A 26,324-nucleotide genomic window follows, 5' to 3' on the forward strand; every position below is an offset into this window, starting at 1 on the left:
TCACTGACGTACCGCGGACGCAGCGGCCCCGGCACCTTGTGCGATGCCGGGGCCGCCGAAAAGGTAGGGTCGCTGCCGCGTCAGCCGACGACCTTCTTGAGGGCGTCGCCGAGCGCGTCGGCCTCGTCAGGGGTCAGCTCGACGACGAGCCGACCGCCGCCTTCGAGCGGAACGCGCATGACGATGCCCCGCCCCTCCTTGGTCACCTCGAGCGGGCCATCGCCCGTCCGCGGCTTCATGGCCGCCATGCTCGTTCCCCTTCCTGAAACCAGCTCATAGTCAAAGCCGACGGCCCCATGGAGGGCACGCGCGTCTGGCATGACCCGCGACACCGGCATCGAACACATTGCTTCCAAGCCATTATCCCGCATCTCAGGACCCGATGACCAACATCAGTCGGCATCGCTTGGGCAACGCACGCGAGCAAAACCACTCAATTCGGCGATGTGACTGCGATACTGCGCCACCGCACACACTTCGGCCGAACGGAATCGGTCGCGAATTCTTTGACGCAGGTCACACGTCCGGTCAGGGCCGTTGTCCGTGATCTCCGCCATGCTGTCCTCAGACAGGCGCGTACCGACCGGTACGCCCTAGCCGCGAACACCGGAGGGGATACGCCATGGCCGACACCGTGCTCTACGAGGTGAGCGACGGTCTCGCGACGATCACGCTGAACCGCCCCGAGGCGATGAACGCGCTGAACATCGCGTCCAAGGTCGCCCTGCGGGACGCGGTCCAGGCCGCGGCGGGGGACGACGCCGTACGGGCCGTGCTGCTGACGGCGGCCGGGGAGCGGGCGTTCTGCGTGGGGCAGGACCTGAAGGAGCACATCGGGCTGCTGACCGCCGACCGGGAGACCGGGTCGGGGCAGACCATGAGCACGGTGCGGGAGCACTACAACCCGATCGTGCGGGCGCTGGCCGGGATGGCGAAGCCGGTGGTGGCGGGGGTGAACGGGGTCGCGGCCGGGGCCGGCTTCGGGTTCGCGCTGGCCGCGGACTACCGGGTGGTGGCGGACACGGCGGCCTTCAACACGTCGTTCGCCGGGGTGGCGCTGACCGCGGACTCCGGGATCTCGTGGACACTGCCGCGGGTGGTGGGCCCCGGGCGTGCCGCTGACCTGCTGCTCTTCCCGAGGAACATCAAGGCGCAGGAGGCGTACGAGCTGGGGATCGCGAACCGGCTGGTGCCGGGCGCGGAACTGCGGGCCGAGGCGGAGAAGGTGGCGCGGGCGTTGGCCGAGGGGCCGACGGTGGCGTACGGGGCGATCAAGGAGGCGGTGGCGTACGGGCTGTCGCACTCTCTTGAGGAGACCTTGGAGAAGGAGGACGAGCTGCAGACTCGGGCGGGGTCGTCCGAGGATCATGCGATCGCTGTGCAGGCCTTCGTCAACAAGGAGAAGCCGAAGTATCTGGGCCGATGAGCTCGGGGCGGTCGCACCGAGGGCCGCGGGTTCACGGTCGTTGATCGCGCCCCGCGGCGGAGCCGCAGATCGATACAGTCCCGCGCCCCTTAAGGGGCGCTCCTGGCGACGCACACCTGCAAGTGATCGTCGACCAGACCGCACGCCTGCATCAGGGCGTAGGCCGTCGTGGGTCCGACGAATCGCAGGCCCCGCTTCTTGAGGGCTTTGGACAGGGCCGTCGATTCCGGGGTGACCGCCGGGACGTCCGCCAAGGTCTTCGGGACCGGGCGGGTGACGGGATCCGGGGCGTGGGACCAGATCAGGTCGTCCAGCTCGCCCGGGGTCCAGTCGGCCAGCACGCGCGCGTTGGCGAGAGTCGCGTCGATCTTGGCTCGGTTGCGGATGATCCCCGGGTCGGCGAGGAGGCGGTCGCGGTCGTCGTCGGTGAAGGCGGCGACCTTCGCGATCTTGAACTCGGCGAAGGCGGCGCGGAAGCCCTCGCGGCGGCGCAGGATCGTGATCCAGGACAGGCCGGACTGGAAGGCCTCCAGGCTGAGGCGTTCGTACAGCGCCTCGTCGCCGTGGACCGGGCGGCCCCACTCCTCGTCGTGGTAGGTCACATAGTCCGGGGTGGACAGGGCCCACGGGCAGCGCAGGGCGCCGTCCGGACCCGCGATGGCCGAGCCGTCGCTCATTGCTGGTCCTCCTGAGCGGGCTTGTCCATGGACACATGGCCGCCGGCCGTTGCCTGCGCTCCGGACAGCGCGGATTCCAGGTCGGCGATACGGGCGTCACGCTCGGCGAGCTCGGCGCCGAGGCGGCTGAGGGCGTCGTCGACGTCGGCCATGCGGTAGCCGCGGGCGGCGAGCGGGAAGCGGAGGGTCTCGATGTCGGCGCGGTCGACGGGGCGGTCCGGCGGCAGCGGGTCGTGAAGGCGCTCTGGCGCGGCCTCGGGCAGCGGGCCGTCGCCCTCGCCGCCGCCCACCACGGCGAGTGTCACCGCGGCGACCACGACGGCCAGCGCGACGACCAGGAACAGGAACATGACCATCGCTGTGGCCCCCACGGTCGGTTGATGCGTGCGGTCGAGTGTCTCAGTGTCCGATCGTGCCATGCGACTCTGACAGTTAGGGTCGCAGGCGGCCGAAGGCCGAGGTCTTGCCAGGACGTACTAGGAGAGGTCACAGGGGATGCTCAGGCTGGGAACGCGCGAATTCGACGCGCACGAGCCGGTGATCATGGCGATCGTGAACCGGACCCCGGACTCCTTCTACGACCAAGGGGCGACGTTCCGCGACGAGCCGGCCCTCGCGCGCGTGGAGCAGGCGGTGGCGGAGGGGGCGGCCATCGTCGACATCGGCGGGGTCAAGGCCGGGCCGGGGGAAGAGGTGACCGCCGAGGAGGAGGCACGGCGGACGGTCGGGTTCGTGGCCGAGGTGCGGCGGCGGTTTCCCGATGTCGTGATCAGCGTGGACACCTGGCGGGCCGAGGTGGGTGCGGCGGTGTGCGAGGCGGGGGCGGATCTGCTGAACGACGCGTGGGGTGGGGTGGATCCGGGGCTGGCGGAGGTCGCCGCTCGGTACGGGGTGGGGCTGGTGTGTACGCATGCCGGGGGTGCGGAGCCTCGGACCCGGCCGCATCGGGTGACGTACGACGACGTCATGGCGGACATTCTGCGGGTGACCGTGGGGCTGGCCGAGCGGGCGGCGGCGCTGGGGGTGCCTCGGGAGTCGATCATGATCGATCCGGGGCATGACTTCGGGAAGAGCACACGGCACAGTCTTGAGGCGACTCGGCGGCTCGGGGAGATGGTGGAGACGGGGTGGCCGGTGTTGGTGTCGCTGTCCAACAAGGACTTTGTCGGGGAGACGCTGGACCGGCCGCTGAAGGAGCGGGTGGTGGGGACGTTGGCCACGACTGCGGTGTCGGCGTGGTTGGGGGCGCAGGTGTATCGGGTGCATGAGGTGGCGGAGACGCGGCAGGTGCTGGACATGGTGGCGTCGATCGCGGGGCATCGGCCGCCGGCGGTGGCTCGGCGGGGGTTGGCGTAGAGCCCTTTTCCTCGCCCCCGCCGCCCCTACCCGTCCCATCCCTGGGGGCTGCCGCCCCCCCGGACCCCCGCTGTCGGCCCTGAAGGGGCCTCGTCCTCAAACGACGGACGGGCTGAAATGCCGCTTGAGAGACCGGGGTCCAGGGGGCGGAGCCCTCTGGACCCCGCCGCCCCCGGCCCAAGCCGCGTGCTAGCGCCCCGCCTCCTTCGACACCAGGGCCACCGCCTCGTCCACATCGTCCGTGACGTGGAAGAGCATCAGGTCCTTCTCCGCCGCCTTGCCCTGGGCCACCAGCGTGTTTCTCAGCCAGTCGACCAGGCCGCCCCAGTACTCGCTGCCGAACAGGACGATCGGGAAGCGGGTGACCTTCTGGGTCTGGACCAGCGTGAGGGCCTCGAAGAGTTCGTCGAGGGTGCCGAGGCCGCCGGGCAGGACCACGAAGCCCTGGGCGTACTTGACGAACATCATCTTGCGGACGAAGAAGTACCGGAAGTTCAGGCCGATGTCGACGTACGGGTTGAGCCCCTGCTCGAAGGGCAGCTCGATGCCGAGGCCGACCGAGATGCCCTTCGCCTCGCAGGCACCCTTGTTCGCCGCCTCCATGGCGCCGGGGCCACCGCCGGTGATCACCGCGAACCCCGCCTCGACCAGCCCTCGGCCGAGGCGTACTCCGGCCTCGTACTCGGGGGAGTCGACCGCTGTGCGCGCCGAGCCGAACACGCTGATCGCCGCCGGGAGTTCGGCGAGCGTGCCGAAGCCCTCGATGAACTCCGACTGGATGCGCAGGACGCGCCAGGGGTCCGTGTGGACCCAGTCGGAGGGACCGCCCGCGTCCAGCAGTCGCTGGTCGGTCGTACTCGCCGTCACCTGGTCCCGCCTCCTCAGAACCGGTCCCAGACGCTGCTCCGACGGCGGCTGCTTCTTCCCCTCGGGGTTACCGGTAGCCATGTGCGCTCCCTCCACTGCGGGGCCTGCGGGTCTTGCAGGTCTATCCACCTCAGCGTAGATCCACGCGGGTTACGGACGAGGGACGCGGGCATGTCTGCCATGAAGCGCCCTCACCGCGATCCTCGAAAGGCGATCCTCGAAAGGCGGTCCTCGAAAGCGCGAGAAGGAGCCCGCGGCGCTACGCCGTGAGCCACGCCCTCAGCCGCTCCTCCCCCGCGAGGACCTTGACCGTTTCCACCCTTTCGTCCCGCTTGTGCGCCAAGTGCGGGTTACCGGGGCCGTAGTTCACCGCCGGGATGCCGAGGGAGGAGAAGCGGGAGACGTCCGTCCAGCCGTACTTGGGGCGCGGGGTGCCGCCGACCGCCTCCATGAACGCCGCTGCCGCCGGGTGCGAGAGGCCCGGAAGCGCGCCGCCGCTGTGGTCATCGATCACGAACTCCTCGACGCCGCAGTCGGCGAAGACCTCGCGGACGTGCGCGATCGCCTCCTCCTCGGTGCGGTCCGGGGCATAGCGGAAGTTGACCGTCACGACGCACTCGTCGGGGATGACGTTGCCCGCCACACCGCCCGAGATGCCCACCGCGTTCAGGCCCTCCCGGTACTCCAGGCCGTCGATCACGGGGTAGCGCGGCTCGTACGACGCCAGCCTCGCCAGGATCGGCGACGCCGCGTGGATCGCGTTCGAGCCCATCCAGGAGCGCGCGGAGTGGGCGCGCTCCCCCTTGGTCTTCAGCAGCACCCGGAGCGTGCCCTGGCAGCCGCCCTCCACCTCGCCGTCCGACGGCTCCAGCAGCACCGCGAAGTCGCCCTCCAGCCACTCGGGACGCTGCTCCGCGACGTGCTTGAGGCCGTTGAGGTCGGCGGTAACCTCCTCGTTGTCGTAGAAGACGAAGGTGAGGTCGCGGTTCGGGGCCGGGACCGTCGCGGCGATGCGGAGCTGGACCGCCACCCCGGACTTCATGTCGCAGGTGCCGCAGCCCCACAGGACACCGTCCTCGTCCAGCCTCGACGGGACGTTGTCCGCGATCGGCACCGTGTCGATGTGACCGGCGAGGATCACCCGCTCCGGCCGCCCCAGGCTCGTCCGCGCCACGACGTTGTTGCCGTACCGCTCGACCGTCAGGTGCGGCAGGGCGCGCAGGGCGGTCTCGATGGCGTCCGCGAGGGGCTGTTCGGTGCCGCTGACGGAGGGGAAGTCGACGAGCTGCGCGGTGAGCTGCGCGGCGTCGAGGGTGAGGTCAAGGGAGGTGTCGGCCATGCCGCCGACCCTAACCCGCCGCGCCGAGGGGCCGTGGGCACACTTTCCCCACAGAGCCCGTACCCCTCAGTAGCCTCGGCTACCTTGTAGGGCGTGCCAGAGTCGTCCCCTTCTCGCAAACGTCGTGGCCGCCTCCTGCGTCGCGGGGCGGCATTCGTGGTCCTGCTCGCCGTCGCGGGATATCTCGCGGTGCAGTACGTCACCGGAGGGGCGGGGACGCCGGGCTGCGAGGTCGTCTCGGGCAAGGGTGATCCGGCGAGATACGAGTTCACGCCGGAGCAGGCGGTGAACGCGGCGACGATCGCCGCCGTCGGCACCGGCCGCGGGCTGCCCGAGCGGGCCGTGACGATCGCGCTCGCCACCGCGCTCCAGGAGTCGGGGCTGCGCAACATCACCCATGGCGACCGCGACTCGCTGGGCCTGTTCCAGCAGCGGCCCTCGATGGGCTGGGGCACCGAGGAGGAGATCCTCGACCCGACCTACGCGGCGGGCATCTTCTACGAGCATCTGGTCAAGGTCCCCGACTACACAGGGTTGCCGCTCACCGTCGCCGCACAGCGCGTCCAGCGCAGCGGATTTCCGGAGGCCTACGCCAAGCACGAGCCGGACGCGACACTGCTCGCCGCCGCCCTCACCGGACGTTCGGCGGCCACCCTGACCTGCGAGGGGCGCCCCGGGGCCACCCGTACCGCGGGCGACGCCGACTCCGTACGGGCCGCGCTGCTGCGGGACTTCGGGCGGGACGCGCTGCAGCCGACCGCCGCGGAGGTGAGCGGCGAGAAGGCGACGCCCTCACCGACACCGTCCGTGATCAAGAAGGACGAGCGGACCGTCGTACTGCGGGTGCCCGCGGGCGCGGACTCCGCCGCCGGGCGCAGTGCGCGTGAGCGCGGGTGGCAGTTGGCCCACTGGGCCGTGGCCAACGCTTCCGAGCTGCACATCAAGCGGGTGTCGTACGCCGGGCGGGAGTGGACCGCCGGGAACACCGACAGCAAGTGGCGTGCGATCACCGCGCCGGGCGCCTCGCAGGCCGGGAGCGGCGCGAGTTCGGTCCGTATCGTGACGACTCCGTAGTACGCCCAGCAGTTCGACGACTCATCCTCGCGGGTTACCCGAGGTGTCGTCCGGCGACCGCATGGGCAGGTTTTCGCGCGGTCACCCTTGAATCCGTCAAAGCCCTTGAAAACAAAGGGCTGTAAGGATTCCGCGGGCTTTCGGGCGGAAAGCGCTTTGCCCGTTTTTATCCGCAGGCGATAATGCGACGCATTGCCAACTCTTTACATTGGGACGCCGCAACCTTCGCGGGCTTCGAGCGGTAGTCACTGCGTCCGAGCCCGGAGATCAACAGCCAGTCGGTCCACCGTCAGTCGCCGCCCTCAGCGGTCAACTGCCGGGCACGGTCGGACACTTCATTTTTCTCATCCGACATACCCGTCGAAGGAGCATCATGTCCCTCCCCCTGACCCGCCGGATCGCCCGTGCCGCGCTCATCGTCGCTGCGGGAGCGGCTGCCGGGGTCGGTGCGGCCGGCTCCGCCAGCGCGGCCCCCGAACTGCCCGACGCCTCCAAGGTCGGCGGGCTCACCGCCCTGGACGGCACGAGTGTCGTCGACGGCGCGGCTCAGAACGCCAGCGGGATCGCCGGTGGCGCCGTCGACACGGCGGTCGACAAGGCGCTGCCGACCGCCACGAAGACCGGCGACAAGGTGACCAAGACCGGTGGCAAGGCCGCGAAGAAGGCGGTGCCGACCGCCGCCAAGGCCGGTGGCAAGGTGACGAAGACCGGCGGCAAGGTCGCGAAGGAGCGTGCCGCCGCGGCGCAGGAGACCGCGGGTGGCGTGGCCGGTTCGGTCGGGGCCGTCCTCGGTGACGCGGCCGGGACCGCCACGCAGGGCGGCCTGCCGTCGACCGGGTCGCTGCCGGTGCAGGGGCTTCCCGTCAGCTGACGCTCGGCTTGCGGCTGGCTTTCGACGCCGATGGGGTTCAGGGTTTTCCCTGAACCCCATCGGCTTTGCGTGCGTCCGGATCGGATCACCGCGTCCGCCGGGCGGGCGGCCGGGGCACAGCAGTGGCGGCGGCTACGCCAGGCGCTCGACGGCCGCCCTCACCCGCTCGTCCGACGCCGTGAGCGCCACCCGTACGTGCCGGGCGCCCGCCTCGCCGTAGAAGTCGCCCGGCGCTGCCAGGATGCCCAGGTCGGCCAGGTGGCCGATCGTGGTCCAGCAGGACTCCTCCCGGGTCACCCAGAGGTACAGGCTGGCCTCGCTGTGTTCGATGCGGAAGCCGTGGGTCTCCAGGGCCTCGCGCAGGACCTTGCGACGGGCGGCGTAGCGGTCGCGCTGGACGCGGACGTGTTCGTCGTCGCCGAGGGCCGCGATGACCGCCGCCTGGGTCGGCGCCGAGGTCATCATGCCGCCGTGCTTGCGGATCTCCAGCAGGGGAGCCAGGACCGCGGGGTCGCCGGCGAGGAACGCGGCGCGGTAGCCGGCCAGGTTCGAGCGCTTGGACAGGCTGTGCACCGCGACGATGCCCTCGTACGAGCCGCCGTTCACATCCGGGTGCAGGACCGAGACCGGGTCGGCCTCCCAGCCCAGCTCCAGGTAGCACTCGTCGGAGAAGAGCAGCACGCCGTGCGACCGGGCCCAGGCGACGATCCTCGTCAGCTCGCCCTTCGCCAGCACCTTGCCCGTCGGGTTCGACGGGGAGTTCAGCCACAGCAGCTTCAGGCCCCGCGGGTCCAGCTCCGTCGGGTCGTCGTAGACCTCGTAGTCGGCGCGGGCGAGGCGGGCTCCCACCTCGTAGGTGGGGTACGCCAGGCGCGGGTAGGCCACCTTGTCGCCGGGGCCGAGGCCCAGCTGGGTGGGGAGCCAGGCGACCAGTTCCTTGGAGCCGACGATCGGCAGGACGTGCCGGTGGGTGACCTCGCGGGCGCCCAGGCGGCGTTCCACCCAGCCCGTGATCGCGTCGCGCAGCGCCGGGGTGCCCCAGACCGTCGGATAGCCCGGGGAGTCCGCCGCGTCGATCAGGGCCTTCTGGATCAGCTCGGGAACCGGGTCGACCGGCGTGCCGACAGACAGGTCGACGATGCCGCCCGGGTGCGCGGCGGCCGTCTCCTTGTACGGCTCCAGCTTGTCCCAGGGGAAGGTCGGAAGGCGGTCGGAGACTGCGGACACGGGATCTGGCTCACTTTCTGGTACTGCCGGATACGGCAACGCCCCGGTCCCGGACGGCGATCAGGCCGTACGGGACCGAGGCGGCACGCTGTGCGGGGCGCCGGTGGGGATTACTCGGCCTGCGGCGGCAGCGCGGCGACGAACGGGTGGTCGCGCTCGATCAGACCCAGCTTGCTGGCGCCACCGGGCGAGCCGAGCTCGTCGAAGAACTCGACGTTCGCCTTGTAGTAGTCCTTCCACTCCTCCGGAGTGTCGTCCTCGTAGAAGATCGCCTCGACCGGGCAGACCGGCTCACAGGCACCGCAGTCGACGCATTCGTCCGGGTGGATGTACAAGGACCGCTGGCCCTCGTAGATGCAGTCGACCGGGCACTCCTCGATGCACGCCTTGTCCTTGACGTCGACACAAGGCTGCGCGATGACGTAGGTCACGCTGTCGTTCCTCCTCGATAGGGCGCTGGCGGGCCTCCACAGGCTCCGCCGCCTGGCGCGCGGGAGCGCGGCGTCGTCGATGCCCGCCCCTAGTATCTCCGTTCTTGGGCATGATCCGAACAGGAGGGGTGAACCGACCTGTGGAAATCTTTGCGACAGGGCGCCTTGAGGTCCGTGTCACCGCTGCTGACGTGGGTAAACGGGTCTCCGTACGCCGGCTGAACGATCCTGCGCGAGAGGGTGAGAAGTTCACCGACACGGTGGGTGTTCTCGCATCCTGGAACGACGGTGTGCTCCTGATCACACAGAAGAGTGGCGAGACCGTCCGTATCCCGGAATCGTCGCTGGTCGCGGGCAAGGTGGTGCCCGCCGCCCCGGCCCGGCGCCGCGGCCCCGCCGCCTCGTACGAGGAGCTCGCACACGTCTCCACGCGCGCGTGGCGGCCGGTGGAGAGCGAGCGGCTCGGCGAGTGGGAGCTGCGGGCCGCCTCCGGGTTCACCCGCCGCGCCAACTCGGCCCTGCCCCTCGGCGACCCCGGCATGCCGCTGCCCGCCGCGCTCGATGTCGTACGACGCTGGTACGGCGACCGTGGGCTCCCCGCGTACGTCCAGACCGCGACCGGGGCGAGGGCCTGTCCGGCGGATCAGGTCGGCTCAGGGCAACAGCGCCTTCCAGCCGACCCGAGCGGGGCCTGGTGCGTGCAGCTGCAAGGCGGAGGAGGGAGTCGACGCGATGGGGGTCCCCCCGCTCGAGCGAAGTCGAGAGTGGGGGAGTCGGCGACCGACGACAACGCCGCAGATGTGCGTGCCAGGCCCCGCGACGCCGACATGATCCGCCGGACAGGCCCTCAGGGCACACAGGAGCTGCTGTGCGCGGAGCTGGAGCGGCTGGGGTGGGTGCGGGAGGTCTCCGCCGAGCTGTGGACCGGGGCGCTCGCGCCGGTCGCCGACCGGGACGAGGGCGCCGGAGTGGTGCTGTCCCGGGAGGCGGACGAGGCTTGGCTTACGCGTTACCAGCGCAAGGGGGTGAGCGAGGTGGCTCTGAAGGTCCTCGGCAGCGGGCCGTCGGTGTGGTTCGCGACGATCCCCGGTGCGGGAGGTGGCGCGCCCGCCGCGATCGGGCGGTGTGTCGTGGACGGGCGGTGGGCCGGGTTCGCCGCAGTGGAGGTGGATCCGGAGCTACGGCGGCAGGGGCTGGCCACCCGGGTGATGGCGGCGCTGGCCCGGCGGGCCCTCGACGAGGGGGCGTCGGCGGCGTGGCTCCAGGTCGAGACGGACAACGAGGGCGCGCGGGGGCTGTACGCCGGGATGGGGTTCGCCGCGCATCACGCGTACCACCACTATCGCCACCCCGATCGATCACTGTGAGCCGCGGTACCGATCGCCGTGAAAGGGCACGAGCCAGCTATGCGTCCCCTCTACCCCCCGCCCCCCGAGCGTTCCGCCGAGCTACGGCAGCGGTTCGCCGAGGAGGCGCGCTCCGAGCGGCCCGACCTGGCCACGCTGTGTCTGCTGGTGGGAGCCGAGGCCGACGGCACGCTGGACGAGTCGGGCATGGACTGCGCTCAGGTGGAGCTGGACGACCTGGCGGGACAGCTGCCGTTCCGGCCCGGCGGGCCCAGGGCGTGGGCGATCGCGCTGCGGGAGCTGCTCGGGGAGCGGTACGGGTTTCGCGGCTCCGCCGCGGACTATCAGCGGCTGGAGTCGTCGTTGCTGCATCAGGTGCTGGTGCGGCGCAGGGGGCTGCCGATTCTGCTGTCGGTGGTGTGGCTGGAGGTGGCTCGACGAGCGGGGGCGCCGGTGTACGGGGTCGCTCTGCCCGGTCATTTCGTGGTGGGGTTCGGGCCGGCCGACGATCAGGTGCTCGCCGATCCGTTCGACGGAGGGCGGGTGTTGACCGGGAGCGATGCGGAGTTGCTGGTGGCCGGGGCCACGGGGGCGCCGCTGCAGCCGTCGATGCTGACGCCGGCGGATCCGTTGGACGTGGTGCTGCGGATTCTCAACAACATCCGGGCGTGGGCGGCCACCCGGCCCGAGCGGACTGATGTGGCGTTGTGGGCGGTGGAGTTGTCGCTGTCGCTGCCGAGGCATCCGGCTCGGTTGCGGTTCGACCGGGCGCAGTTGCTGGTGCAGCGGGGTGACTTCGTCGAGGGGGCCGTGGAGTTGGAGGAGTACGCGGAGTTGATCAGTGCGGTGGACGAGGGGGCGGCGGAACGGGTGCGGGGGCAGGCTCAGGCGGCTCGGGCGATGTTGAACTAGTTCGCCCTGACCGGCGTTTCTACAGCCAGCCCTTCTCCCTCGCCATCCGCACCGCCTCCGCCCGGTTCCGTACCGCCAGCTTCTGAATCGCCGTCGACAGGTAGTTGCGGACCGTGCCCTGGGACAGGTGCAGGGCCACCGCCAGCTCGGCGTTCGTCGAGCCGTCCTCCGCTGCTCGCAGGACCTCCCGCTCGCGGTCGGTCAGCGGGTTGGCGCCCTCCGCCAGGGCCGCCGCCGCCAGTGTCGGGTCGATGACCCGCTCCCCCGCCAGTACTTTCCGTACCGCCTCGGCGAGTTGGGCCGCGGGGGCGTCCTTGACCAGGAAGGCGTCGGCGCCGGACTCCATCGCGCTGCGGAGGTAACCGGGGCGGCCGAAGGTCGTGAGGACGACCAGCTTCACGGCCGGCAGCTCCGAGTGCACAAGCGCCGCCGCCTCTATGCCCGTCGCGCCCGGCATCTCGATGTCCAGGAGCGCCACGTCCACGTCGTGCTCGCGGGCCGCCGCCAGCACCTCGTCGCCGCGGGCCACCTGGACCACGACCTCGATGTCGTCCTCCAGGCCGAGCAGGGCGGCCAGGGCCTCGCGGACCATCGACTGGTCCTCGGCGAGCAGGACCTTGATCGTGGGGCTCATGTCGCGGATCCTACGTGCGCCTTGGCCGCGGCCGGCACGCGGGCGGTCAGCCGGAAGCCGTGCCGGGTCCCGCCCGCCTCCAGGGTGCCGCCGGCCTTCGTCAGGCGTTCCGTCAGGCCCGTCAGACCGTGGCCGGGCCCGCTGCCCCGGTCTCCCGAGCCGTCGTCCTCGACGGAGAGTTCGAGGACGGGGCCGTCGAGGGTCTGGCGGTGCAGGAGCTCCACCGTGCAGCGCCGGGCGCCGCTGTGCCGTACGACGTTGGTGACCGCCTCGCGCAGGGCCCAGGCGAGGGCCGTCTCGCTGTGCTCGGGGATGTCCGTGAGGTCGGGCTCGGGCGGGAGTTCGGCCATAACTCCGGCCGCCGTCAGGGCGACCTTGGCGCCCGCCAGTTCCGCGGCCAGGCGCGGTCGGCGGTAGCCGGAGACGGCCTCCCGCACGTCGACCAGGGCCTGGCGGCTGACCTGCTCGATGTCGGCGACCTGCTGGGCCGCCTTGTCGGGGTGGTCGGGGAGCATACGGCCGGCGAGTTCGCTCTTGATGGTGATCAGGGACAGGGAGTGGCCGAGCAGGTCGTGCAGATCACGCGCCAGGCGCAGGCGCTCCTCGTTGGCGGCGAGTTGGGCGACCGTGGCGCGGGCCTCGCGCAGCGCGATCGTGGTGCGGATGAGCTCCCGTACGCCGGTCATGGCGAAGCCGCCGAGCAGCGCCGGGATCAGCAGCCCGGCCAGGAAGGCCTTGCCGCCCGGGGTCGCGAACGCGATGACGGTCATCAGCGCGGACGCGCCCGGGATCGTCCAGCGGGCCATGCGCAGCGGCAGGGCCGCGCCGGACGCGATCGAGACGTACACGAACAGCACCAGCCACTCCCGGCCCAGGGTGAGGGCGAGGACCGTGGACTGGGCCGCGAGGACGCCGAGCGAGGCGAGCACGACGTCGTTGCGTTCGCCGCGGCCGGTGCGGAAGAGCAGCAGCATGTACCAGGTGACGAACGCGGCGAGGCCGATCCAGCCGAGGATCCGCACGCCGGTGCTGTGGCCGCCGTGCAGCAGGTCGTTGGCCGGTGCGCTCAGGTACACCAGCCAGATACCGGTCCACAGGAGCTTGACGAAGCGTTGCTTGCGATTCTCCGGGCGCTGTCCGATCCCGACGCCTGTGCCGCTCACGCCTTCAACGTGTCCTTCCGGTACAGCCAGGCCGCGCCGCCCGTGAACAGGGCGAAGGAGACGACGAGGACGACGAGGTCCTTGGCGTCGGGAGCCTGGCTCTGCTCGATGGCCTGCCCCAGGGCAGCGTACGCGTGCGTGGGCACCCACTTGGCGATGTCCTGCAGCCAGCCGGGGAAGGACGTCGTGGGCATCCACAGGCCGCCGAGGATGGACAGACCGAAGTAGATGATCATCGTGATCGGCCGGACCGCGTCCCCGCTCGCCAGGTACCCGATCGCCACCCCGAGCGAGGCGAAGACCAGGCTCCCGGCCCAGATCGCGCCGGTGAGGGCGAGCCACTGCCAGCCGTCCAGGCGTACGTCCTTCACGGCGGCGGCGACGAGGAAGACGACCACGATCGACGGCAGGCTGACCACGGCGGCGCTCGCGGTCTTGGCCAGCACATACCCGCGGCCCGGCAGCGCGGTCAGCCTGAGCTGCCGTACCCAGCCGCCCTCCCGCTCCTTCGCGATGCGCTCGCTGTTGCCCATCAGGACGGCCGTCAGGGCGCCGAAGGAGGCCATCGAGACCATCATGTACGTCGGCAGGGTCAGGCCGGTGCCGTCGACCTTCGTGGTGCTGTCGGCGCTGCCCGCGATCAGCAGGAACAGGATGGCCGGGTAGGCCACCGAGAAGAACAGGAACTTGCGGTTGCGCAGGGCGCGGGCGAGTTCGAGCCTGATGAGACCGTTCATGACCGGCGTGCCTCCTCGGCGGCGGTGATGGCGACGAACGCCTGCTCCAGGCCGAGCCCGGCGACTTCGAGATTGCGGGGGTACAGGCCGAGGCCGTAGAGGGCGTGGACAGTGGCGTCGGCGTCGGCGGACTGGATGCGCACGGTGCGGCCCGAGACGTCGAGCCAGGTCAGGAAGGGCAGGCCCCTGAGCGCGGTCTCGTCCACGGGGCCGTCGGCCAGGTCGAAGGAGATCCTGCGGGCGCCGGCCTTCGCCTTGATCTCGGCCGCCGTGCCGTCGGCCAGCAGCCGGCCCCGGTGCAGGACCAGCACCCGGTCGGCGATGGCGTCGGCCTCCTCCAGGTAGTGCGTGGCGAACAGGACCGTACGGCCCTGGTCGGCTTGTTCGCGCATGGTGGCCCAGAAGGCCTGACGGGTGCTGACGTCCATGCCGGTGGTCGGCTCGTCGAGGACGATCAGATCGCTGTCGCCGGCCGTGGCGAGGGCGAAGCGGACGCGCTGGGCCTGCCCGCCGGAGAGCTTGTCGACCTTGCGGTCGGCTATCTGCGCGATGCCCGCGCGGGCCAGGACGTCGGAGACGCGGTAGGGCCGCGGATGCAGATCGCAGGCGAGTCTGACCACCTCGGCGACCGTGACCTCGTCCATCAGCCCGCCGCTCTGCAGCATGGCGCCCACCCGTCCGGCGACGATCGCCTCGCGCGGCTCGGTGCCGAAGACGCCGACCGTGCCGCTGTCGGGGCGCTTGAGGCCGAGCAGCAGATCGAGCGTGGTGGACTTGCCGGCCCCGTTCGGGCCCAGCAGGGCCACGGTCTCCCCCGGGTGCAGCGTGAGCGTGAGGCCGTCGACGGCCCGTACGCTCCCGTAGCTCTTGCTCACACGGTCGAATCCGACCACCGCGGTCGCCGTGTTCAACGCTGTCGTTGTCATGCGCTCCACGGTGGCCGAGCGGCCCGGGAGCTTGGCAGTGTCGACGGTCCTGACTGCCGGATGACAGATGTCATACGACGACCGGGGGCACCCGGCGAGTGCCGGGTGCCCTGTGGTCCGAGCGGTTCGGCAACGCCCTGAAGGGGCGCGGGGCTGTGTCGATATGCGGCTCCGCCGCGTGGGCGCGACCGGCCACGACGGCGCCGCAGACGCACGACGACGCATTGCGGCCCTTCCAGCGGAGCGCCTAGCTCGGGTTGGTGTCGATGGTGACGGTGCGCTCCGCCGCCGTCTTGCCGCGCAGCGCCTTGCGCAGGGCGGAGGCGACATCCTCCGGAAGGACGTCGCGCTTGCCGCTCGCGCCGTTGATCTGCACGCCGTCGAAGGTGGTGCCGTACGCCTCCTTGAGCGCCTTGAGGTCGTACGTGTCCACGAGCTTGCCGTCGACGGCCTTGACTCCGAGGATCTTCGGCAGTGACAGGGAGCCGAACGGGATGCTGTGCGCGGCATCCGTCTGGACCGTGACCTTGGTGGCCATCGCCGGTTCGGCGAACTCCTTCATGAACCGGTCGACCTCGGCGTTCGTGATCGTCGGCTGCTGGGTGGTCGTAGGGACCTGCACCGCGGAGGACGCGCCCGTCTCCACCTGGGTGCGGTACGCCTCCTCGACCGCCGTGGCCGACTTGGCGGCGTCGATGCCCTTGCCGGCCTTGCCGTACACGGCGACCGCCTTGCCGGACTTGAAGGTGACCGTGCCCTCGGTGACCGAGCCGGAGCCGCCGGAGGCGCCCTCCAGGGCGGCGGCCAGCTTCTCCTCGTCGGTGGGCATGACCGGGTCGACGACCCGGTGGTTGCCGAACAGGGAGCCGATGACCGAGATCGGGTTGTAGTCGCTGCTCGCGGCCGTGCTGACCGTCTGCTGCATGTCGAACTGGAGCCCCGCCTGGTCCGGCTCCAGCTCCACGGTCCTGCCGCCCACCGACAGCTTCAGCGGCTTGTTGACCCGCTCGTCGAAGGCGTCGTTGAGCTTCTTGACCGCGTCGTCGCGGGTGCCGCCGCCGATGTCGACGCCGAGCACGGTGGTGCCCTTGGGCACGTCGGTGTGGTTCATCAGCAGGCCCGCGCCGTAGAGGCCGCCCGCGAGGACGACCACGCCGCCGCCGACCAGGGCAAGCTTGTTGCGGCCCTTCTTCTTCTTGGGCGCGCGGGAGGCCGAGGAGGTCGACGAGGACGGCTCGGGCAGCTTCGGGGGCGTGTGCGGTCCGGGCGCGTCGGTGCCGCCGGGACCGAAGGGGCCGCTCTGGGCGCCGGAGGGCACGACCGGGATGCCGCTGGTGACGGTGTGGCCGGAGACGTTGTCGGCAACGCCGTAGTTCGGGGAGCCGGGCTCGGGAGCCGGCTTCTGCGGTGTGAGGATCGCGGTGTCGTCGCTGAGACCGCCACCGGGGCCCTGGCCGGGGGTGTGGAACCCGGCACCGGGGCCGTTCGGGCCTGCGGGGCCGTTCGGGCCGCTGCCGGGGACACCCGGGCCCGCGGGACCGCTCGGGCCGTTCGGGCCGCCGCCGGGCACGCCCGGGCCGCTGGGCCGACTGCTCGGGCCGACGTTGATGCCGGGCACACCGGAGGCGCCGGGACCGCGCGGGCCGCCCCGACCGGGGGGGCCACCAGGGGCACCGGGACCACCGATGCCGCCAGGGCCGCCGCCCGCGACCGGCGGGACCGCCGGGCCGTCGCCGGTGACCGGGCCGGTCGTGGGGCCGGTGGGGCCCTGGGGGCCGCCTCGTCCGCCACGGCCGTTCGGGCCGTTGAAGTCGCTGGAGCCGCCGAAGTCGCCCGGGGCGTTGAAATCGGCGGCGGGGTCGAAGCCGGGCGGGCCGCCCTGAGCGCCGTAGCCTGCGGGGCCGTTCGGACCGTTCTGGCCGCCGAATCCGTTCTGCCCGCTCTGGCCGCCCTGGCCGCCGGTCCCGTTGTCCGAGAAGTACGGCAGGTCGTCGCGGCGCACCTCGCCGCCGGGGCGGGAGCCGTTGCCGCCGCCCAGCGGGCCCGCGGCCAGCGCCTCGGTCACATCGAAGGAACCGGTGCCGCCGCCGTGCCCCGGAGCCACGGGACCGCCGGTCGCGCCGGGGAGCCCCGCGCCCTTCGCCCCGCCCGGACGGGAGCCACCGTCGGGCCGGGCGCCGTTCGCGCCCCCGGGGCGGGAACCGCCGGGCACACTCATCGAGCCGACGACCCCACCGGGCCGCCCGGCACCGGCACCCGCGCCGCCGGAACCGCCCGCGGCGGGACCCGAAGCGCCGGGCAGACCTGCCCCGTTGGTGGAGGCACCGCTCTGACCGCCCTTGGCCGGCGTGGACTTGCGCGGTGCGAACCAGTCGCTCGTCTTCTCCTCGGCCTGCGCCGAAGGCTCGGCCGGGGACTCGACGATGCCGGTGGCCGTGGACGTGGCGCCGGCCGGGGCCGGTGCCTCGGTGTCCACGCTGTCACCGGCGCTCTCGGCCTCGGAGACGGGCTTGCGCACCACGACCGGCGGAATGGGCCGTGATCCGGGGATGTTGATCCGGATCCGGGTCGTCAGCGTGGTCTCGGTCTTGCGTTCCCCCGGCTGCGCGGCCGAACGGCCCGCGTCCGCGCCGCTGTCGGAAGCCATGGGGGTCCCGTACGGCGGCGTGCCCGAGGGGTATGCGGCACCCCCGCGCCCGTTGGGCCCGGAGGACGGAGTGTCAGTTTCACGACTCAAGGCATGTTCTCCCGGTTGGCTCCGCCGCCCGTTCGACCTCATCACTGTGGGCGGCTCGGCGGCGCGCACCACCATACTGGCCACTTCTGGCCCGTATCCCACGACCGCCTGGGAAACCCACACGGGACTCGCACGTGTGCGGCGTGGAGAAGTAGTACGTCACTTGCCAAGTCGGACGCGGTCGCCACCCGGTTGCCGCACTGGTGCGAGGGTGGCGCAGATCACAGCGACAGCCATGCCGCCGAGCAGGAAGAGATAGGAGGCGGCTGCCGTGCCGAAGACGAAGTCGCCTTCGGGGCGGGTGGCGGTGAGCAGAATGACGGTGATCATCCAGCCGGCGGCGGGCGCGACGGCCCCGGCCCGGCTGCCCACGGCCCGGCCGGCCCCCAGCATGAGCCCGGCCTCGCCTGCGAGCGCGAGCAGCAGGCCGCCCGGGAACCACGCGGGCTGCACCAGCGCCCCGGCCAAGCCGACCGCCGCGCCGAGCACGAAGAGCCCGAGATAGGCGAGGACCCGTGGCGCGGAGGGCCGCCTCAGCTTCAGCGGCTGGGCGAGCATCGAGCTCATGACGCCTCCCCGGGCGCGAGACCGGCGAACAGGTCGGATTCGGTGCCGTCCGGTCTGTCTCCGCGCACCAACTCGTAGTACTCGGTGGTGAAGAGGGGTTGCGCGAGTTCGTTGGACAGCGCGAAGTACAGGTCGGCCACGTCGATCTGGGTGGCGTGCGCCCGCATCGCGGCGGCCTTGGCGGCGGCGTGCGCGGTGCCGTCGATCACGGTGGTGACGCGCTCGTCGTCGACCACACCCGGCACGTCGTCGACGGTGGCCGACTTGGCGAACGGCAGTCCGGGCAGATCCACCTGAAGCCGGGCGAACGCGTCCTCGGCGACCGTACGCGGGACGCGGTTCCAGTAGATCTTGGGGATCTCCCACCCGGCGTCCGCGGCCAGCTCGGCCGCGCGCATCGCGATGCGGTGGGCCTGGATGTGGTCGGGGTGGCCGTAGCCCCCGTCGGGGTCGTAGGTGACGAGGACCTGGGGGCGTACCTCCCGGATCACCTCGACCAGCGCGCGGGCCGCCTCGTCGACGTCCGCCTGCCACAGGCTCGCCGGGTCGTCGTTGTCGGCGATGCCCATCATCCCCGAGTCCTCGTAACGGCCTCTGCCGCCGAGGAGACGGAAGTCCTCGACGCCGAGCTCGCGCATCGCGGCGGTGAGCTCGCCCAGGCGGTGTTCGCCCAGGGCGGTGCCGGTCAGGTGCTGGAGGTCGGCGGGGATGACCTCGCCGTGCTCGCCGAGGGTGCAGGTGACCAGGGTCACCCGGGCACCCTCGGCCGCGTACTTGGCCATGGTCGCGCCGTTGTTGATCGACTCGTCGTCCGGGTGCGCGTGCACCAGGAGGAGACGCCGGTCGGGCAGATCCGTCATGGACCCCACCCTACGAGGCACCGCCGACAACACCGCGCGGCGTCGCTCAGAACTTGATGCTGCCGATCATGCCCGCGATGTTCGTCGTCAGCTCACTGATGGTGGGAGCGACGGTCGAGGACGCCAGATAGAAACCTAGGAGCATGCAGACGACCGCGTGGCCGGCCTTCAGCCCTGATTTCTTGATCAGCAGGAAGACGATGATCGCCAGTAGCACCACCGCCGAAATCGAGAGTGCCACGGCGGCTCACCTCCAAGAATCCCAGGCGCGGGGGGTCGGACTATGGGGGCAGACAAATCGCAGATAAATCCATGCAGCAGCCAGCAGGTTCATACCCACTATGCGCTTGTGATCATAACTATCCGTCCGTGCGCATCGATCGGCGCACAGCCGCACAAGGGGGCGCACTGGCCAATATGGTCAGGGCATGACGACCGAGCCTGTGTCCTTCCCCCGACGCCACGCCCGCACCCAGCGCTTCACCCTCGGCGCACCACGCGCGTTCGCGGTGGCGCCCGACGGTTCCCGTGTCGTGTTCCTGCGCTCCACCTCCGGGGCGGATCCGGCGAGTTCACTGTGGGTGCTCGACACGGCGAGCGGTGAGGAGCGCGTGGCGGCCGACCCGCGCGCCCTGCTGGGCGGCGCCTCGGAGGACCTCTCGCCCGAGGAGCGGGCGCGGCGCGAGCGCAGCCGTGAGGGCGGCGCCGGCATCGTCGCCCACGCCACCGACAGCGCTGTGGAGTTGGCGTCTTTTGCCTTGTCAGGGCGGCTTTTCACGGCCGAGCTGCAAGCCGGCACGGCACGTGAACTCCCGGTCCCCGGGCCGGTGATCGACCCGCGCCCCTCCCCCGACGGACGGCACATCGCGTACGTCGCGCAGGGTGCCATGCGTGCGGTCGGCGCCGAGGGCGAGGGCGACCGTGCGCTCGCCGAGCCGGAGTCGGACGGCGTCACATACGGACTGGCGGAGTTCATCGCGGCCGAGGAGATGGGGCGCTACCGGGGCTTCTGGTGGGGCCCGGAGTCGGACCTGCTGCTGGTGGCGCGCGCGGACGACACGCCGGTGCGCCGGTGGTGGATCTCCGATCCGGCCCGCCCGGAGCGCGAGCCGCAGCGGGTGGCGTATCCGGCGGCGGGGACGCCGAACGCGGACGTACGGCTGTTCGTGATCGGTCTGGACGGGGTGCGCACGGAGGTCTCCTGGGATCGGGCCCGGTACCCCTATCTGGCGCGAGTGCACTGGTCAGCGGCGGGTGCGCCGCTGCTGCTCGTACAGGCGCGCGACCAGCGCAGCCAGCTGTTCCTGGCCGTGGACCCGGCGAGCGGGGCGACCCGGATGGTGCACGCGGACGAAGATCCACAATGGCTGGATCTTTTCCCTGGGGTGCCCTGCTGGAGCCCTTCCGGGCATCTTGTGCGCATCGCCGACGAGGGCGGCGCACGTGTACTCACGGTGGGCGAACGCCCGCTGACCGGGCCGCAGTTGCACGTCCGCGCGGTGCTGGACGTCACATCGGACGACGTACTGATCTCGGCGTCGGCGGGCGAGGCCGCGGCCGATCCCGAGATCGGCGAAGTGCATGTGTACCGGGTGAACGAGCTGGGCGTGGAACGTGTGTCACAGGAGCCCGGCGTGCACTCGGCGGTGCGCGCCGGGGGCGTGACGGTGCTGGTGTCCCACACGCCCGATCGCGCGGGGGCCGAGGTCCAGGTACTCCACGACGGAAAGCGAACGGCGACGGTCCGGTCGTACGCCGAAGATCCCGGTTTGACCCCGCGCATGACTCTCACCGAAGGGGGCGCACGCCGCATCCCGTGCGCCGTGCTTATGCCTCGGGACTACTCCGGTGACACCCCGCTCCCGGTTCTGCTGGATCCCTACGGAGGCCCGCACGGCCAGCGGGTGGTGGCCGCGCACAATCCGCATCTCACCTCGCAGTGGTTCGCCGACCAGGGTTTTGCGGTGATCGTCGCGGACGGCCGCGGTACGCCGGGGCGCTCGCCCGCCTGGGAGAAGGCCGTCAAGGACGACATCGCGGCCGTCGTGGTGCAGGACCAGGTCGACGCGCTCCAGGCGCTCGCCGAGCGGTTCCCGCTCGATCTGACCCGGGTGGCCGTCCGCGGCTGGTCCTTCGGCGGCTATCTCGCCGGGCTCGCGGTGCTGCGCCGCCCGGACGTCTTCCACGCGGCGGTGGTCGGCGCCCCGGTCACCGATCTGCGCCTGTACGACACCCACTACCAGGAGCGCTACGTCGGCCACCCCGACGAGCAGCCGGAGGTCTACCGGCGCAACTCGCTGATCGACGACGCCGGCCTGGTGGACCCGGCCGAGCCGCACCGCCCGATGATGATCGTCCACGGGCTGGCGGACGACAACGTGGTGGTCGCCCACTCCCTGCGCCTGTCCTCGGCCCTGCTCGCCGCCGGCCGCCCGCACGAGGTGCTGCCGCTGTCCGGGGTGACCCATATGACTCCGCAGGAGGAGGTCGCGGAGAACCTGCTGCTCCTCCAGCTCGACTTCCTGCGCCGCGCTCTCAAGCTGGGCTGAGCGGAAACACTTCGAGAGCGGCGCCGGTTCAAGCGCAAGAAAGGGCAACGGACCGGGGTGACATGGCGCACCCCGGTCCGTCAACGGCACCCGCACGGCCGTACGTTGTTCAGACTGACGCGTCCGTATATCGGAATCGGGTCGGCCGAGTTGCCTGTGTGTTAACGCAGTTGGTGTGCGTTTGTGGGGTTATGCCTTCACCTCGGCGAAGTGACAGGCCGAGTCGTGCGCCGCGAGGCCGCTCGGCTCCCGGAACCACGGCGGCACCGTGAGCGGCGGCACCTCCTCGGCGCAGCGTTCCCGCGCCTTCCAGCAGCGGGTGCGGAAGCGGCAGCCGGAGGGCACGTTCGTCGGGGACGGGACGTCGCCCGCGAGGATGATGCGCTCGCGGTGTTCACGGGCCCGAGGGTCGGGGACGGGGACCGCGGAGAGCAGCGCCTGGGTGTAGGGGTGCGTGGGGTGGTCGTAGATCTCGGCGTCCCTGCCGATCTCCACGATCCGGCCGAGGTACATCACCCCGACCCGGTCGGAGATGTGCCGGACGATCGACAGGTCATGGGCGATGAAGACGTAGGAGAGGTCGAACTCGTTCTGGAGACGGTCCATCAGATTGATGACCTGGGCCTGGACGGAGACGTCGAGCGCGGAGACGGGTTCGTCGGCGACGATGACCTCCGGGCGCAGGGCCAGGCCCCGGGCGATGCCGATGCGCTGGCGCTGGCCGCCGGAGAACTGGTGCGGATAGCGGTTGATGTACTCGGGGTTGAGACCGACGACGTCCAGCAGGTCCTGGACCTTCCGGCGCCGGTCGCCCTTGGGTGCCGCCTCGGGGTGGATCTCGAACGGCTCCCCGATGATGTCGCCCACCGTCATCCGGGGGTTGAGGGAGGTGTACGGGTCCTGGAAGACCATCTGGATGTTGCGCCGTACGGCCTTCAGGGCGCGGCCGGAGAGCCGGGTGATGTCCTCGCCCTTGTACTTGATGGAGCCGGCGGTGGGACGTTCCAGGTTGACCAGCATCCTGGCGACCGTCGACTTGCCGCAGCCGGACTCGCCCACGATGCCCAGGGTTTCGCCGCGGTGGAGGGTGAAGTCGACGCCGTCGACGGCCTTCACCGAGCCGACCTGTCTCCTGAGGAGGATGCCCTGGGTGAGCGGGTAGTGCTTGACGAGCCCGGTGACCTCCAGAATCGCCTCAGCCATTGAGGCACTCCTTCCAGAAGTGGCAGGCGCTGCCCCGGACTTCGGAGACCTCGTACAGAGGAGGCACGTCGGTGCGGCACACGTCCTGGGCCCTCGGGCAGCGGGGGTGGAAGGCGCAGCCCTGCGGGATGTTCATGAGGTTGGGCGGCAGGCCCTTGATGGCGTAGAGCTCCCGGCCCTTGAGGTCCAGGCGGGGGATGGAGTCCAGCAGGCCGCGGGTGTAGGGGTGGGCGGGCGCCTTGTAGATGTCGTGGACCGGCGCCGACTCCACGATCCGGCCCGCGTACATCACCGCGATCCGGTCCGCCACGTCCGCGACCACGCCGAGGTCGTGGGTGATGAGGATCAGGCCCATGCCGTACTCGCGCTGCAGCTCCGCCAGCAGATCCATGACCTGGGCCTGGACGGTGACGTCGAGGGCGGTGGTCGGCTCGTCGGCGATGATCAGGGCCGGTTCGAGGGCGAGGGCCATCGCGATCATGATGCGCTGGCGCATGCCGCCGGAGAACTGGTGGGGGTACTGTCTGACGCGCTCCTTGGCGGCGGGGATGCGTACGCGGTCCATCAGCTCGACGGCCTTGGCGCGCGCGTCCTTCCTCGACATTCCCCGGTGCACGACGAACATCTCACCGAGCTGCTCGCCCACGGAGAGCACCGGGTTGAGGGACGACAGCGCGTCCTGGAAGATCATCGCCATCTCGGCACCGCGGACCTTGCGCCGCTCCTCTTCCTTCAGTTTCAGCAGGTCCCTGCCCTGGAAGAGGACCTCACCGCCGGTGATCCTGCCGGGCGGCATGTCGAGGATCCCCATGATCGCCTGCGCGGTGACGGACTTCCCGGAGCCGGACTCCCCGAGCACGGCGAGGGTCTCCCCCGCGTCCACCCCGTAGCTGACCCCGTTGACGGCCTTGGCGACCCCGTCCCGGGTCGTGAACTCCACATGCAGGTCCCGCACTTCGAGCAACATGACGCCGACTCACCTCAGCTTCGGAACGGAGGACATGGCGAACGGCGCCGGGCTTGGCGACACCGCCGGGACCAGACGACCGAGGCGGCCGACGCCCGCGTCCCGCTGGAGCGCGTCGCCGCCGCGGCCGGCGCCCGTGGCGTCGGCCTCTGCCGCCGACCCAACTCCGGCGGCGCCAACAACACCGGCACCCCGCGTGCCCTGGCGGTCGACGCCACCACCGACCGCGCCCACTTCAAGAAGCTGCGCGACGCAGAAGGCCCGTGCGCCGAACGCCGGGACGCCGGACGGCATGGCGCCGCACGAGCGACCGCCTCCGCGACACCACGCCCCCCACAGCCCCCGCACCGCGAACTCCATGACCGCCTCACCCCAGCTTCCGATCGAAGACATAGCCCGAGGCATCACGCACCATCGCGCCGAGCGCGCCGAAGCGAAGAGCGGCGAACGCCGGGACGCCCGAAGGCAAGGCGGCATACGACCCACCACCTCCGCGCCCCACCACCCCCCGCACCGCGAACTCCATGGCCGCCTCACCTCAGCTTCGGGTCGAGGGCGTCTCGGACCGCGTCGCCCAGCATGATGAAGGCCAGGACCGTGATCGCCAGGGCGCCCGAGGGCCACAGGAGGGCGTGGGGGGCGTTGCGGATGTACGGGGAGGCTGCCGAGATGTCGATGCCCCAGGAGACGCTGGGGGGTTTGAGGCCCACTCCCAGGTAGGACAGCGTCGCTTCCAGGGCGATGTACGTGCCCAGTGCGATGGTCGCCACCACGATCACCGGGGCCACCGCGTTCGGCGCGATGTGGCGGAGCAGGATGCGGGTGTTGGAGGCGCCGAGAGCACGGGCGGCCTGGACGTAGTCGTTCTGCTGGGCGGTGATGACCGCGCCCCGGGCGATGCGGGAGATCTGCGGCCAGCCGAGCAGCACGATGAAGCCGATGACCGGCCAGACGCTGTTGCTCGTCACCACCGACAGCAGGACCAGGCCGCCGAGGACCACCGGGATGGCGAAGAAGACGTCGGTGATCCGGGAGAGGACCGAGTCCCACAGGCCGCTGAAGAAGCCGGCGAGCGCGCCCAGCACCGAGCCGAGGAGCGCGACCCCGAGGGTGGCGCACACGCCGACCGTGACGGACGTACGGGCGCCGTAGACCGTGCGCGTGTAGACGTCGCAGCCCTGGCCGTCGTAGCCGAAGGGATGGCCGGGCGCGGGACCCTGCTGGGCCTTGGCGAGGTCGCACTTGAGGGGGCTGCCGGAGGCGATCGCCGAGGGCCACAGGGAGATCACCAGAAGGAAGAGGATGATCAGGGCCGAGATGACGAAGACCGGGTTGCGGCGAAGGTCGCGCCAGGCGTCGGACCACAGGGACCGGGGCTTGTCCGCCGGGTCCGTACCGCCGCCCGGCTCCACCCCGTCGGGCGCCGCCGGCCGCTTCTCCAGCGTCTCCGCCTCGGTGGTGGCGAGGCCCATCGCCGCGCCGGCCCCCGCCCCCGCGACGGCCCCCTCGGACTCGAACGGCGGCTCAGGCATAGCGGATCCTCGGGTCGAGTACGGCGTACAGGAGATCGACGACCAGGTTGCAGAGGAGGAAGACGAGGACGAGGACCGTCACGAAGCCGACGACGGTCTGGGTGTTCTGGCGCAGGATGCCCTGGTAGAGCTGATAGCCGACGCCGTGGATGTTGAAGATCCGCTCGGTGACGATCGCCCCGCCCATCAGGAAGCCGATGTCCGCGCCGATGAAGGTGACGACGGGGATGAGGGAGTTGCGCAGCAGATGCCGGGTGACGACTCGGCGTCTGGGCAGGCCCTTGGCGATGGCCGTACGGACGTAGTCGGAGCGCCGGTTCTCCGCGATGGAGGTGCGGGTCAGACGGGTGACGTACGCGAGGGAGACCGAGGCGAGGACGAGACCCGGCAGGATCAGCTCGCCGAAGGGGGCCGCCGGGGAGACGGACGGCCGGATCCAGCCCCACTCCACGCCCAGCAGCAGTTGGAGCAGCAGGCCGGTGACGAACGTGGGGACGGAGATGACGACGAGGGTGAGGAGCAGTACGCCCGTGTCTACGGGGCGCCCGCGGCGCAGGCCGGTGACGACGCCCAGCGTGATCCCGATCAGGACCTCGAAGACGATCGCGACGATGGTCAGCCGGAAGGTGACGGGGAAGGCCGTGGACATCAGCTCGGTGACTTCCTGGCCGTTGAACGCCGTACCGAAGTCGCCGGTGAAGACGTTCGCCATATAGGTCAGGTACTGCTGCCACACCGGCTTGTCGAGGCCGAACTCCTTCCGCAGCTGGGCCGCCGTCGCCGGGTCGCACTGCCGGTCGCCGCACAGGCCCGCGATGGGGTCGCCCATCACGTTCACCATGAGGAAGATCAGCAGGGTGGCCCCGATGAAGACCGGGACCATCTGCAGCAGGCGACGGACGACGTACTGGCCCATGGCGGGC

Annotated in this window: 27 protein-coding genes and 2 pseudogenes; 8 read left to right on the forward strand and 21 right to left on the reverse strand. The window is 71.2% G+C overall.

The window, feature by feature from the left end; translation table 11 throughout:
• Nucleotides 1–80: 80 nt before the first annotated feature.
• Nucleotides 81–248 carry a DUF3117 domain-containing protein gene (locus ACZ7NC_RS11390; RefSeq protein ID WP_003966491.1) on the reverse strand — a complete coding sequence of 56 codons (168 nt, stop codon included), beginning with the start codon at nucleotides 246–248 and terminating at the stop codon, nucleotides 81–83.
• Nucleotides 249–622: 374 nt separating this feature from the next.
• Here ACZ7NC_RS11390 and chcB point away from each other — a divergent pair, with 374 nt between their 5' ends.
• Nucleotides 623–1,426: a 2-cyclohexenylcarbonyl CoA isomerase gene (gene chcB / locus ACZ7NC_RS11395; RefSeq protein WP_471487043.1), complete on the forward strand. Its 804-nt coding sequence runs from the start codon at nucleotides 623–625 to the stop codon at nucleotides 1,424–1,426.
• Between the two features lie 89 nt (nucleotides 1,427–1,515).
• On the opposite strand, the gene ACZ7NC_RS11400 is transcribed toward chcB, so the two are convergent.
• Nucleotides 1,516–2,103 (reverse strand): DNA-3-methyladenine glycosylase I, encoded by a 588-nt coding sequence (locus ACZ7NC_RS11400; RefSeq protein ID WP_471487045.1) that lies wholly within the window; start codon nucleotides 2,101–2,103, stop codon nucleotides 1,516–1,518.
• Entirely contained in the window at nucleotides 2,100–2,453 is a 354-nt protein-coding gene (locus ACZ7NC_RS11405) for a DivIVA domain-containing protein (RefSeq protein WP_471487175.1), read from the reverse strand. The genes ACZ7NC_RS11400 and ACZ7NC_RS11405 overlap by 4 nt, the downstream gene beginning before the upstream one ends.
• 145 nt (nucleotides 2,454–2,598) lie before the next feature.
• On the opposite strand from ACZ7NC_RS11405, the gene folP reads away from it, so the two are divergent.
• The gene (gene folP, locus ACZ7NC_RS11410; protein WP_471487047.1) at nucleotides 2,599–3,459 is read left to right on the forward strand and encodes a dihydropteroate synthase; all 861 of its coding nucleotides are present in this window, start codon (nucleotides 2,599–2,601) and stop codon (nucleotides 3,457–3,459) included.
• A gap of 189 nt (nucleotides 3,460–3,648) precedes the next feature.
• On the opposite strand, the gene ACZ7NC_RS11415 is transcribed toward folP, so the two are convergent.
• A complete protein-coding gene (locus tag ACZ7NC_RS11415) occupies nucleotides 3,649–4,407 on the reverse strand; it encodes an LOG family protein (protein WP_471487049.1) in 759 nt (252 codons plus the stop codon).
• Nucleotides 4,408–4,585: 178 nt separating this feature from the next.
• Nucleotides 4,586–5,665, reverse strand: coding sequence for a succinyl-diaminopimelate desuccinylase (dapE, locus tag ACZ7NC_RS11420; RefSeq protein ID WP_471487050.1), 1,080 nt, complete (start codon nucleotides 5,663–5,665; stop codon nucleotides 4,586–4,588).
• A gap of 93 nt (nucleotides 5,666–5,758) precedes the next feature.
• On the opposite strand from dapE, the gene ACZ7NC_RS11425 reads away from it, so the two are divergent.
• The gene (locus tag ACZ7NC_RS11425) at nucleotides 5,759–6,739 is read left to right on the forward strand and encodes a VldE C-terminal domain-containing protein (RefSeq protein ID WP_471487052.1); all 981 of its coding nucleotides are present in this window, start codon (nucleotides 5,759–5,761) and stop codon (nucleotides 6,737–6,739) included.
• Nucleotides 6,740–7,112: 373 nt separating this feature from the next.
• A complete protein-coding gene (locus tag ACZ7NC_RS11430) occupies nucleotides 7,113–7,610 on the forward strand; it encodes an ATP-binding protein (protein WP_471487054.1) in 498 nt (165 codons plus the stop codon).
• A 132-nt stretch (nucleotides 7,611–7,742) separates the two neighbouring features.
• On the opposite strand, the gene ACZ7NC_RS11435 is transcribed toward ACZ7NC_RS11430, so the two are convergent.
• Both ACZ7NC_RS11435 and fdxA read right to left on the reverse strand, forming a co-directional pair.
• On the reverse strand, nucleotides 7,743–8,837 hold the full coding sequence (locus ACZ7NC_RS11435) for a bifunctional succinyldiaminopimelate transaminase/glutamate-prephenate aminotransferase (RefSeq protein ID WP_471487056.1): 1,095 nt from the start codon (nucleotides 8,835–8,837) through the stop codon (nucleotides 7,743–7,745).
• 110 nt (nucleotides 8,838–8,947) lie between these two features.
• The gene (gene fdxA / locus ACZ7NC_RS11440) at nucleotides 8,948–9,268 is read right to left on the reverse strand and encodes a ferredoxin (protein ID WP_007495984.1); all 321 of its coding nucleotides are present in this window, start codon (nucleotides 9,266–9,268) and stop codon (nucleotides 8,948–8,950) included.
• A gap of 140 nt (nucleotides 9,269–9,408) precedes the next feature.
• Between fdxA and ACZ7NC_RS11445 the strand changes: the two are divergent.
• From ACZ7NC_RS11445 to ACZ7NC_RS11455, 3 genes and pseudogenes are all read left to right on the forward strand, one after another.
• A pseudogene (locus ACZ7NC_RS11445) lies at nucleotides 9,409–9,894 on the forward strand (GNAT family N-acetyltransferase, cg3035/Rv0428c family); the annotation flags it as partial.
• Between the two features lie 222 nt (nucleotides 9,895–10,116).
• A pseudogene (locus tag ACZ7NC_RS11450) lies at nucleotides 10,117–10,635 on the forward strand (GNAT family N-acetyltransferase); the annotation flags it as partial.
• A 39-nt stretch (nucleotides 10,636–10,674) separates the two neighbouring features.
• Nucleotides 10,675–11,526: a transglutaminase family protein gene (locus tag ACZ7NC_RS11455; protein ID WP_471487058.1), complete on the forward strand. Its 852-nt coding sequence runs from the start codon at nucleotides 10,675–10,677 to the stop codon at nucleotides 11,524–11,526.
• 19 nt (nucleotides 11,527–11,545) lie between these two features.
• Here ACZ7NC_RS11455 and ACZ7NC_RS11460 read toward each other — a convergent pair whose 3' ends face one another.
• The 8 genes from ACZ7NC_RS11460 to ACZ7NC_RS11495 all read right to left on the reverse strand — a co-directional run bounded on the left by ACZ7NC_RS11460 (nucleotide 11,546) and on the right by ACZ7NC_RS11495 (nucleotide 19,391).
• A complete protein-coding gene (locus tag ACZ7NC_RS11460) occupies nucleotides 11,546–12,160 on the reverse strand; it encodes a response regulator (protein ID WP_471487059.1) in 615 nt (204 codons plus the stop codon).
• Nucleotides 12,157–13,323, reverse strand: a complete 1,167-nt coding sequence (locus ACZ7NC_RS11465) for a sensor histidine kinase (protein ID WP_471487061.1) — start codon at nucleotides 13,321–13,323, stop codon at nucleotides 12,157–12,159. The genes ACZ7NC_RS11460 and ACZ7NC_RS11465 overlap by 4 nt, the downstream gene beginning before the upstream one ends.
• Nucleotides 13,320–14,060, reverse strand: a complete 741-nt coding sequence (locus tag ACZ7NC_RS11470; RefSeq protein ID WP_471487063.1) for an ABC transporter permease — start codon at nucleotides 14,058–14,060, stop codon at nucleotides 13,320–13,322. Before ACZ7NC_RS11470 ends, ACZ7NC_RS11465 begins: the two co-directional genes overlap by 4 nt.
• Nucleotides 14,057–14,986, reverse strand: coding sequence for an ABC transporter ATP-binding protein (locus ACZ7NC_RS11475; RefSeq protein WP_471487065.1), 930 nt, complete (start codon nucleotides 14,984–14,986; stop codon nucleotides 14,057–14,059). Before ACZ7NC_RS11475 ends, ACZ7NC_RS11470 begins: the two co-directional genes overlap by 4 nt.
• A 247-nt stretch (nucleotides 14,987–15,233) precedes the next feature.
• Nucleotides 15,234–17,723, reverse strand: a complete 2,490-nt coding sequence (locus ACZ7NC_RS11480) for a hypothetical protein (protein WP_471487067.1) — start codon at nucleotides 17,721–17,723, stop codon at nucleotides 15,234–15,236.
• 159 nt (nucleotides 17,724–17,882) lie between these two features.
• A complete protein-coding gene (locus ACZ7NC_RS11485) occupies nucleotides 17,883–18,290 on the reverse strand; it encodes a DUF6113 family protein (protein ID WP_471487069.1) in 408 nt (135 codons plus the stop codon).
• Nucleotides 18,287–19,150: an N-acetyl-1-D-myo-inositol-2-amino-2-deoxy-alpha-D-glucopyranoside deacetylase gene (mshB, locus tag ACZ7NC_RS11490; RefSeq protein WP_471487071.1), complete on the reverse strand. Its 864-nt coding sequence runs from the start codon at nucleotides 19,148–19,150 to the stop codon at nucleotides 18,287–18,289. Before mshB ends, ACZ7NC_RS11485 begins: the two co-directional genes overlap by 4 nt.
• A 46-nt stretch (nucleotides 19,151–19,196) precedes the next feature.
• Nucleotides 19,197–19,391: a hypothetical protein gene (locus ACZ7NC_RS11495; protein ID WP_019755516.1), complete on the reverse strand. Its 195-nt coding sequence runs from the start codon at nucleotides 19,389–19,391 to the stop codon at nucleotides 19,197–19,199.
• A gap of 187 nt (nucleotides 19,392–19,578) precedes the next feature.
• On the opposite strand from ACZ7NC_RS11495, the gene ACZ7NC_RS11500 reads away from it, so the two are divergent.
• A complete protein-coding gene (locus ACZ7NC_RS11500) occupies nucleotides 19,579–21,699 on the forward strand; it encodes a S9 family peptidase (RefSeq protein WP_471487072.1) in 2,121 nt (706 codons plus the stop codon).
• 189 nt (nucleotides 21,700–21,888) lie between these two features.
• Here the strand turns inward: ACZ7NC_RS11500 and ACZ7NC_RS11505 are convergent, their stop codons facing one another.
• From ACZ7NC_RS11505 to ACZ7NC_RS11530, 6 genes are read right to left on the reverse strand one after another with little or no spacing between them, the layout of a single operon-like run.
• Nucleotides 21,889–22,902, reverse strand: coding sequence for an ABC transporter ATP-binding protein (locus ACZ7NC_RS11505; RefSeq protein ID WP_471487074.1), 1,014 nt, complete (start codon nucleotides 22,900–22,902; stop codon nucleotides 21,889–21,891).
• Complete coding sequence (locus ACZ7NC_RS11510; RefSeq protein ID WP_471487076.1) at nucleotides 22,895–23,869, reverse strand: ABC transporter ATP-binding protein; 975 nt, start codon at nucleotides 23,867–23,869, stop codon at nucleotides 22,895–22,897. The genes ACZ7NC_RS11505 and ACZ7NC_RS11510 overlap by 8 nt, the downstream gene beginning before the upstream one ends.
• A gap of 9 nt (nucleotides 23,870–23,878) precedes the next feature.
• Complete coding sequence (locus ACZ7NC_RS11515; RefSeq protein WP_471487078.1) at nucleotides 23,879–24,262, reverse strand: hypothetical protein; 384 nt, start codon at nucleotides 24,260–24,262, stop codon at nucleotides 23,879–23,881.
• Nucleotides 24,237–24,395: a hypothetical protein gene (locus tag ACZ7NC_RS11520; RefSeq protein WP_471487080.1), complete on the reverse strand. Its 159-nt coding sequence runs from the start codon at nucleotides 24,393–24,395 to the stop codon at nucleotides 24,237–24,239. The genes ACZ7NC_RS11515 and ACZ7NC_RS11520 overlap by 26 nt, the downstream gene beginning before the upstream one ends.
• A gap of 7 nt (nucleotides 24,396–24,402) precedes the next feature.
• The gene (locus ACZ7NC_RS11525) at nucleotides 24,403–25,401 is read right to left on the reverse strand and encodes an ABC transporter permease (protein ID WP_471487081.1); all 999 of its coding nucleotides are present in this window, start codon (nucleotides 25,399–25,401) and stop codon (nucleotides 24,403–24,405) included.
• Entirely contained in the window at nucleotides 25,394–26,317 is a 924-nt protein-coding gene (locus ACZ7NC_RS11530; RefSeq protein ID WP_471487082.1) for an ABC transporter permease, read from the reverse strand. The genes ACZ7NC_RS11525 and ACZ7NC_RS11530 overlap by 8 nt, the downstream gene beginning before the upstream one ends.
• Between the last annotated feature and the right edge of the window lie 7 nt (nucleotides 26,318–26,324).

The organism is Streptomyces sp. NPDC111802, from assembly GCF_055634335.1.

Coding starts and splice junctions, on each gene's coding strand:
- ACZ7NC_RS11390 (WP_003966491.1), bottom strand. CDS start 248: ATGGCGGCCATGAAGCCGCGGACGGGCGATGGCCCGCTCGAGGTGACC.
- chcB (WP_471487043.1), top strand. CDS start 623: ATGGCCGACACCGTGCTCTACGAGGTGAGCGACGGTCTCGCGACGATC.
- ACZ7NC_RS11400 (WP_471487045.1), bottom strand. CDS start 2,103: ATGAGCGACGGCTCGGCCATCGCGGGTCCGGACGGCGCCCTGCGCTGC.
- ACZ7NC_RS11405 (WP_471487175.1), bottom strand. CDS start 2,453: ATGTTCCTGTTCCTGGTCGTCGCGCTGGCCGTCGTGGTCGCCGCGGTG.
- folP (WP_471487047.1), top strand. CDS start 2,599: ATGCTCAGGCTGGGAACGCGCGAATTCGACGCGCACGAGCCGGTGATC.
- ACZ7NC_RS11415 (WP_471487049.1), bottom strand. CDS start 4,407: ATGGCTACCGGTAACCCCGAGGGGAAGAAGCAGCCGCCGTCGGAGCAG.
- dapE (WP_471487050.1), bottom strand. CDS start 5,665: ATGGCCGACACCTCCCTTGACCTCACCCTCGACGCCGCGCAGCTCACC.
- ACZ7NC_RS11430 (WP_471487054.1), top strand. CDS start 7,113: ATGTCCCTCCCCCTGACCCGCCGGATCGCCCGTGCCGCGCTCATCGTC.
- ACZ7NC_RS11455 (WP_471487058.1), top strand. CDS start 10,675: ATGCGTCCCCTCTACCCCCCGCCCCCCGAGCGTTCCGCCGAGCTACGG.
- ACZ7NC_RS11460 (WP_471487059.1), bottom strand. CDS start 12,160: ATGAGCCCCACGATCAAGGTCCTGCTCGCCGAGGACCAGTCGATGGTC.
- ACZ7NC_RS11470 (WP_471487063.1), bottom strand. CDS start 14,060: ATGAACGGTCTCATCAGGCTCGAACTCGCCCGCGCCCTGCGCAACCGC.
- ACZ7NC_RS11475 (WP_471487065.1), bottom strand. CDS start 14,986: ATGACAACGACAGCGTTGAACACGGCGACCGCGGTGGTCGGATTCGAC.
- ACZ7NC_RS11485 (WP_471487069.1), bottom strand. CDS start 18,290: ATGAGCTCGATGCTCGCCCAGCCGCTGAAGCTGAGGCGGCCCTCCGCG.
- mshB (WP_471487071.1), bottom strand. CDS start 19,150: ATGACGGATCTGCCCGACCGGCGTCTCCTCCTGGTGCACGCGCACCCG.
- ACZ7NC_RS11500 (WP_471487072.1), top strand. CDS start 19,579: ATGACGACCGAGCCTGTGTCCTTCCCCCGACGCCACGCCCGCACCCAG.
- ACZ7NC_RS11505 (WP_471487074.1), bottom strand. CDS start 22,902: ATGGCTGAGGCGATTCTGGAGGTCACCGGGCTCGTCAAGCACTACCCG.
- ACZ7NC_RS11510 (WP_471487076.1), bottom strand. CDS start 23,869: ATGTTGCTCGAAGTGCGGGACCTGCATGTGGAGTTCACGACCCGGGAC.
- ACZ7NC_RS11515 (WP_471487078.1), bottom strand. CDS start 24,262: ATGTCTTCGATCGGAAGCTGGGGTGAGGCGGTCATGGAGTTCGCGGTG.
- ACZ7NC_RS11520 (WP_471487080.1), bottom strand. CDS start 24,395: ATGGAGTTCGCGGTGCGGGGGGTGGTGGGGCGCGGAGGTGGTGGGTCG.
- ACZ7NC_RS11525 (WP_471487081.1), bottom strand. CDS start 25,401: ATGCCTGAGCCGCCGTTCGAGTCCGAGGGGGCCGTCGCGGGGGCGGGG.
- ACZ7NC_RS11530 (WP_471487082.1), bottom strand. CDS start 26,317: ATGGGCCAGTACGTCGTCCGTCGCCTGCTGCAGATGGTCCCGGTCTTC.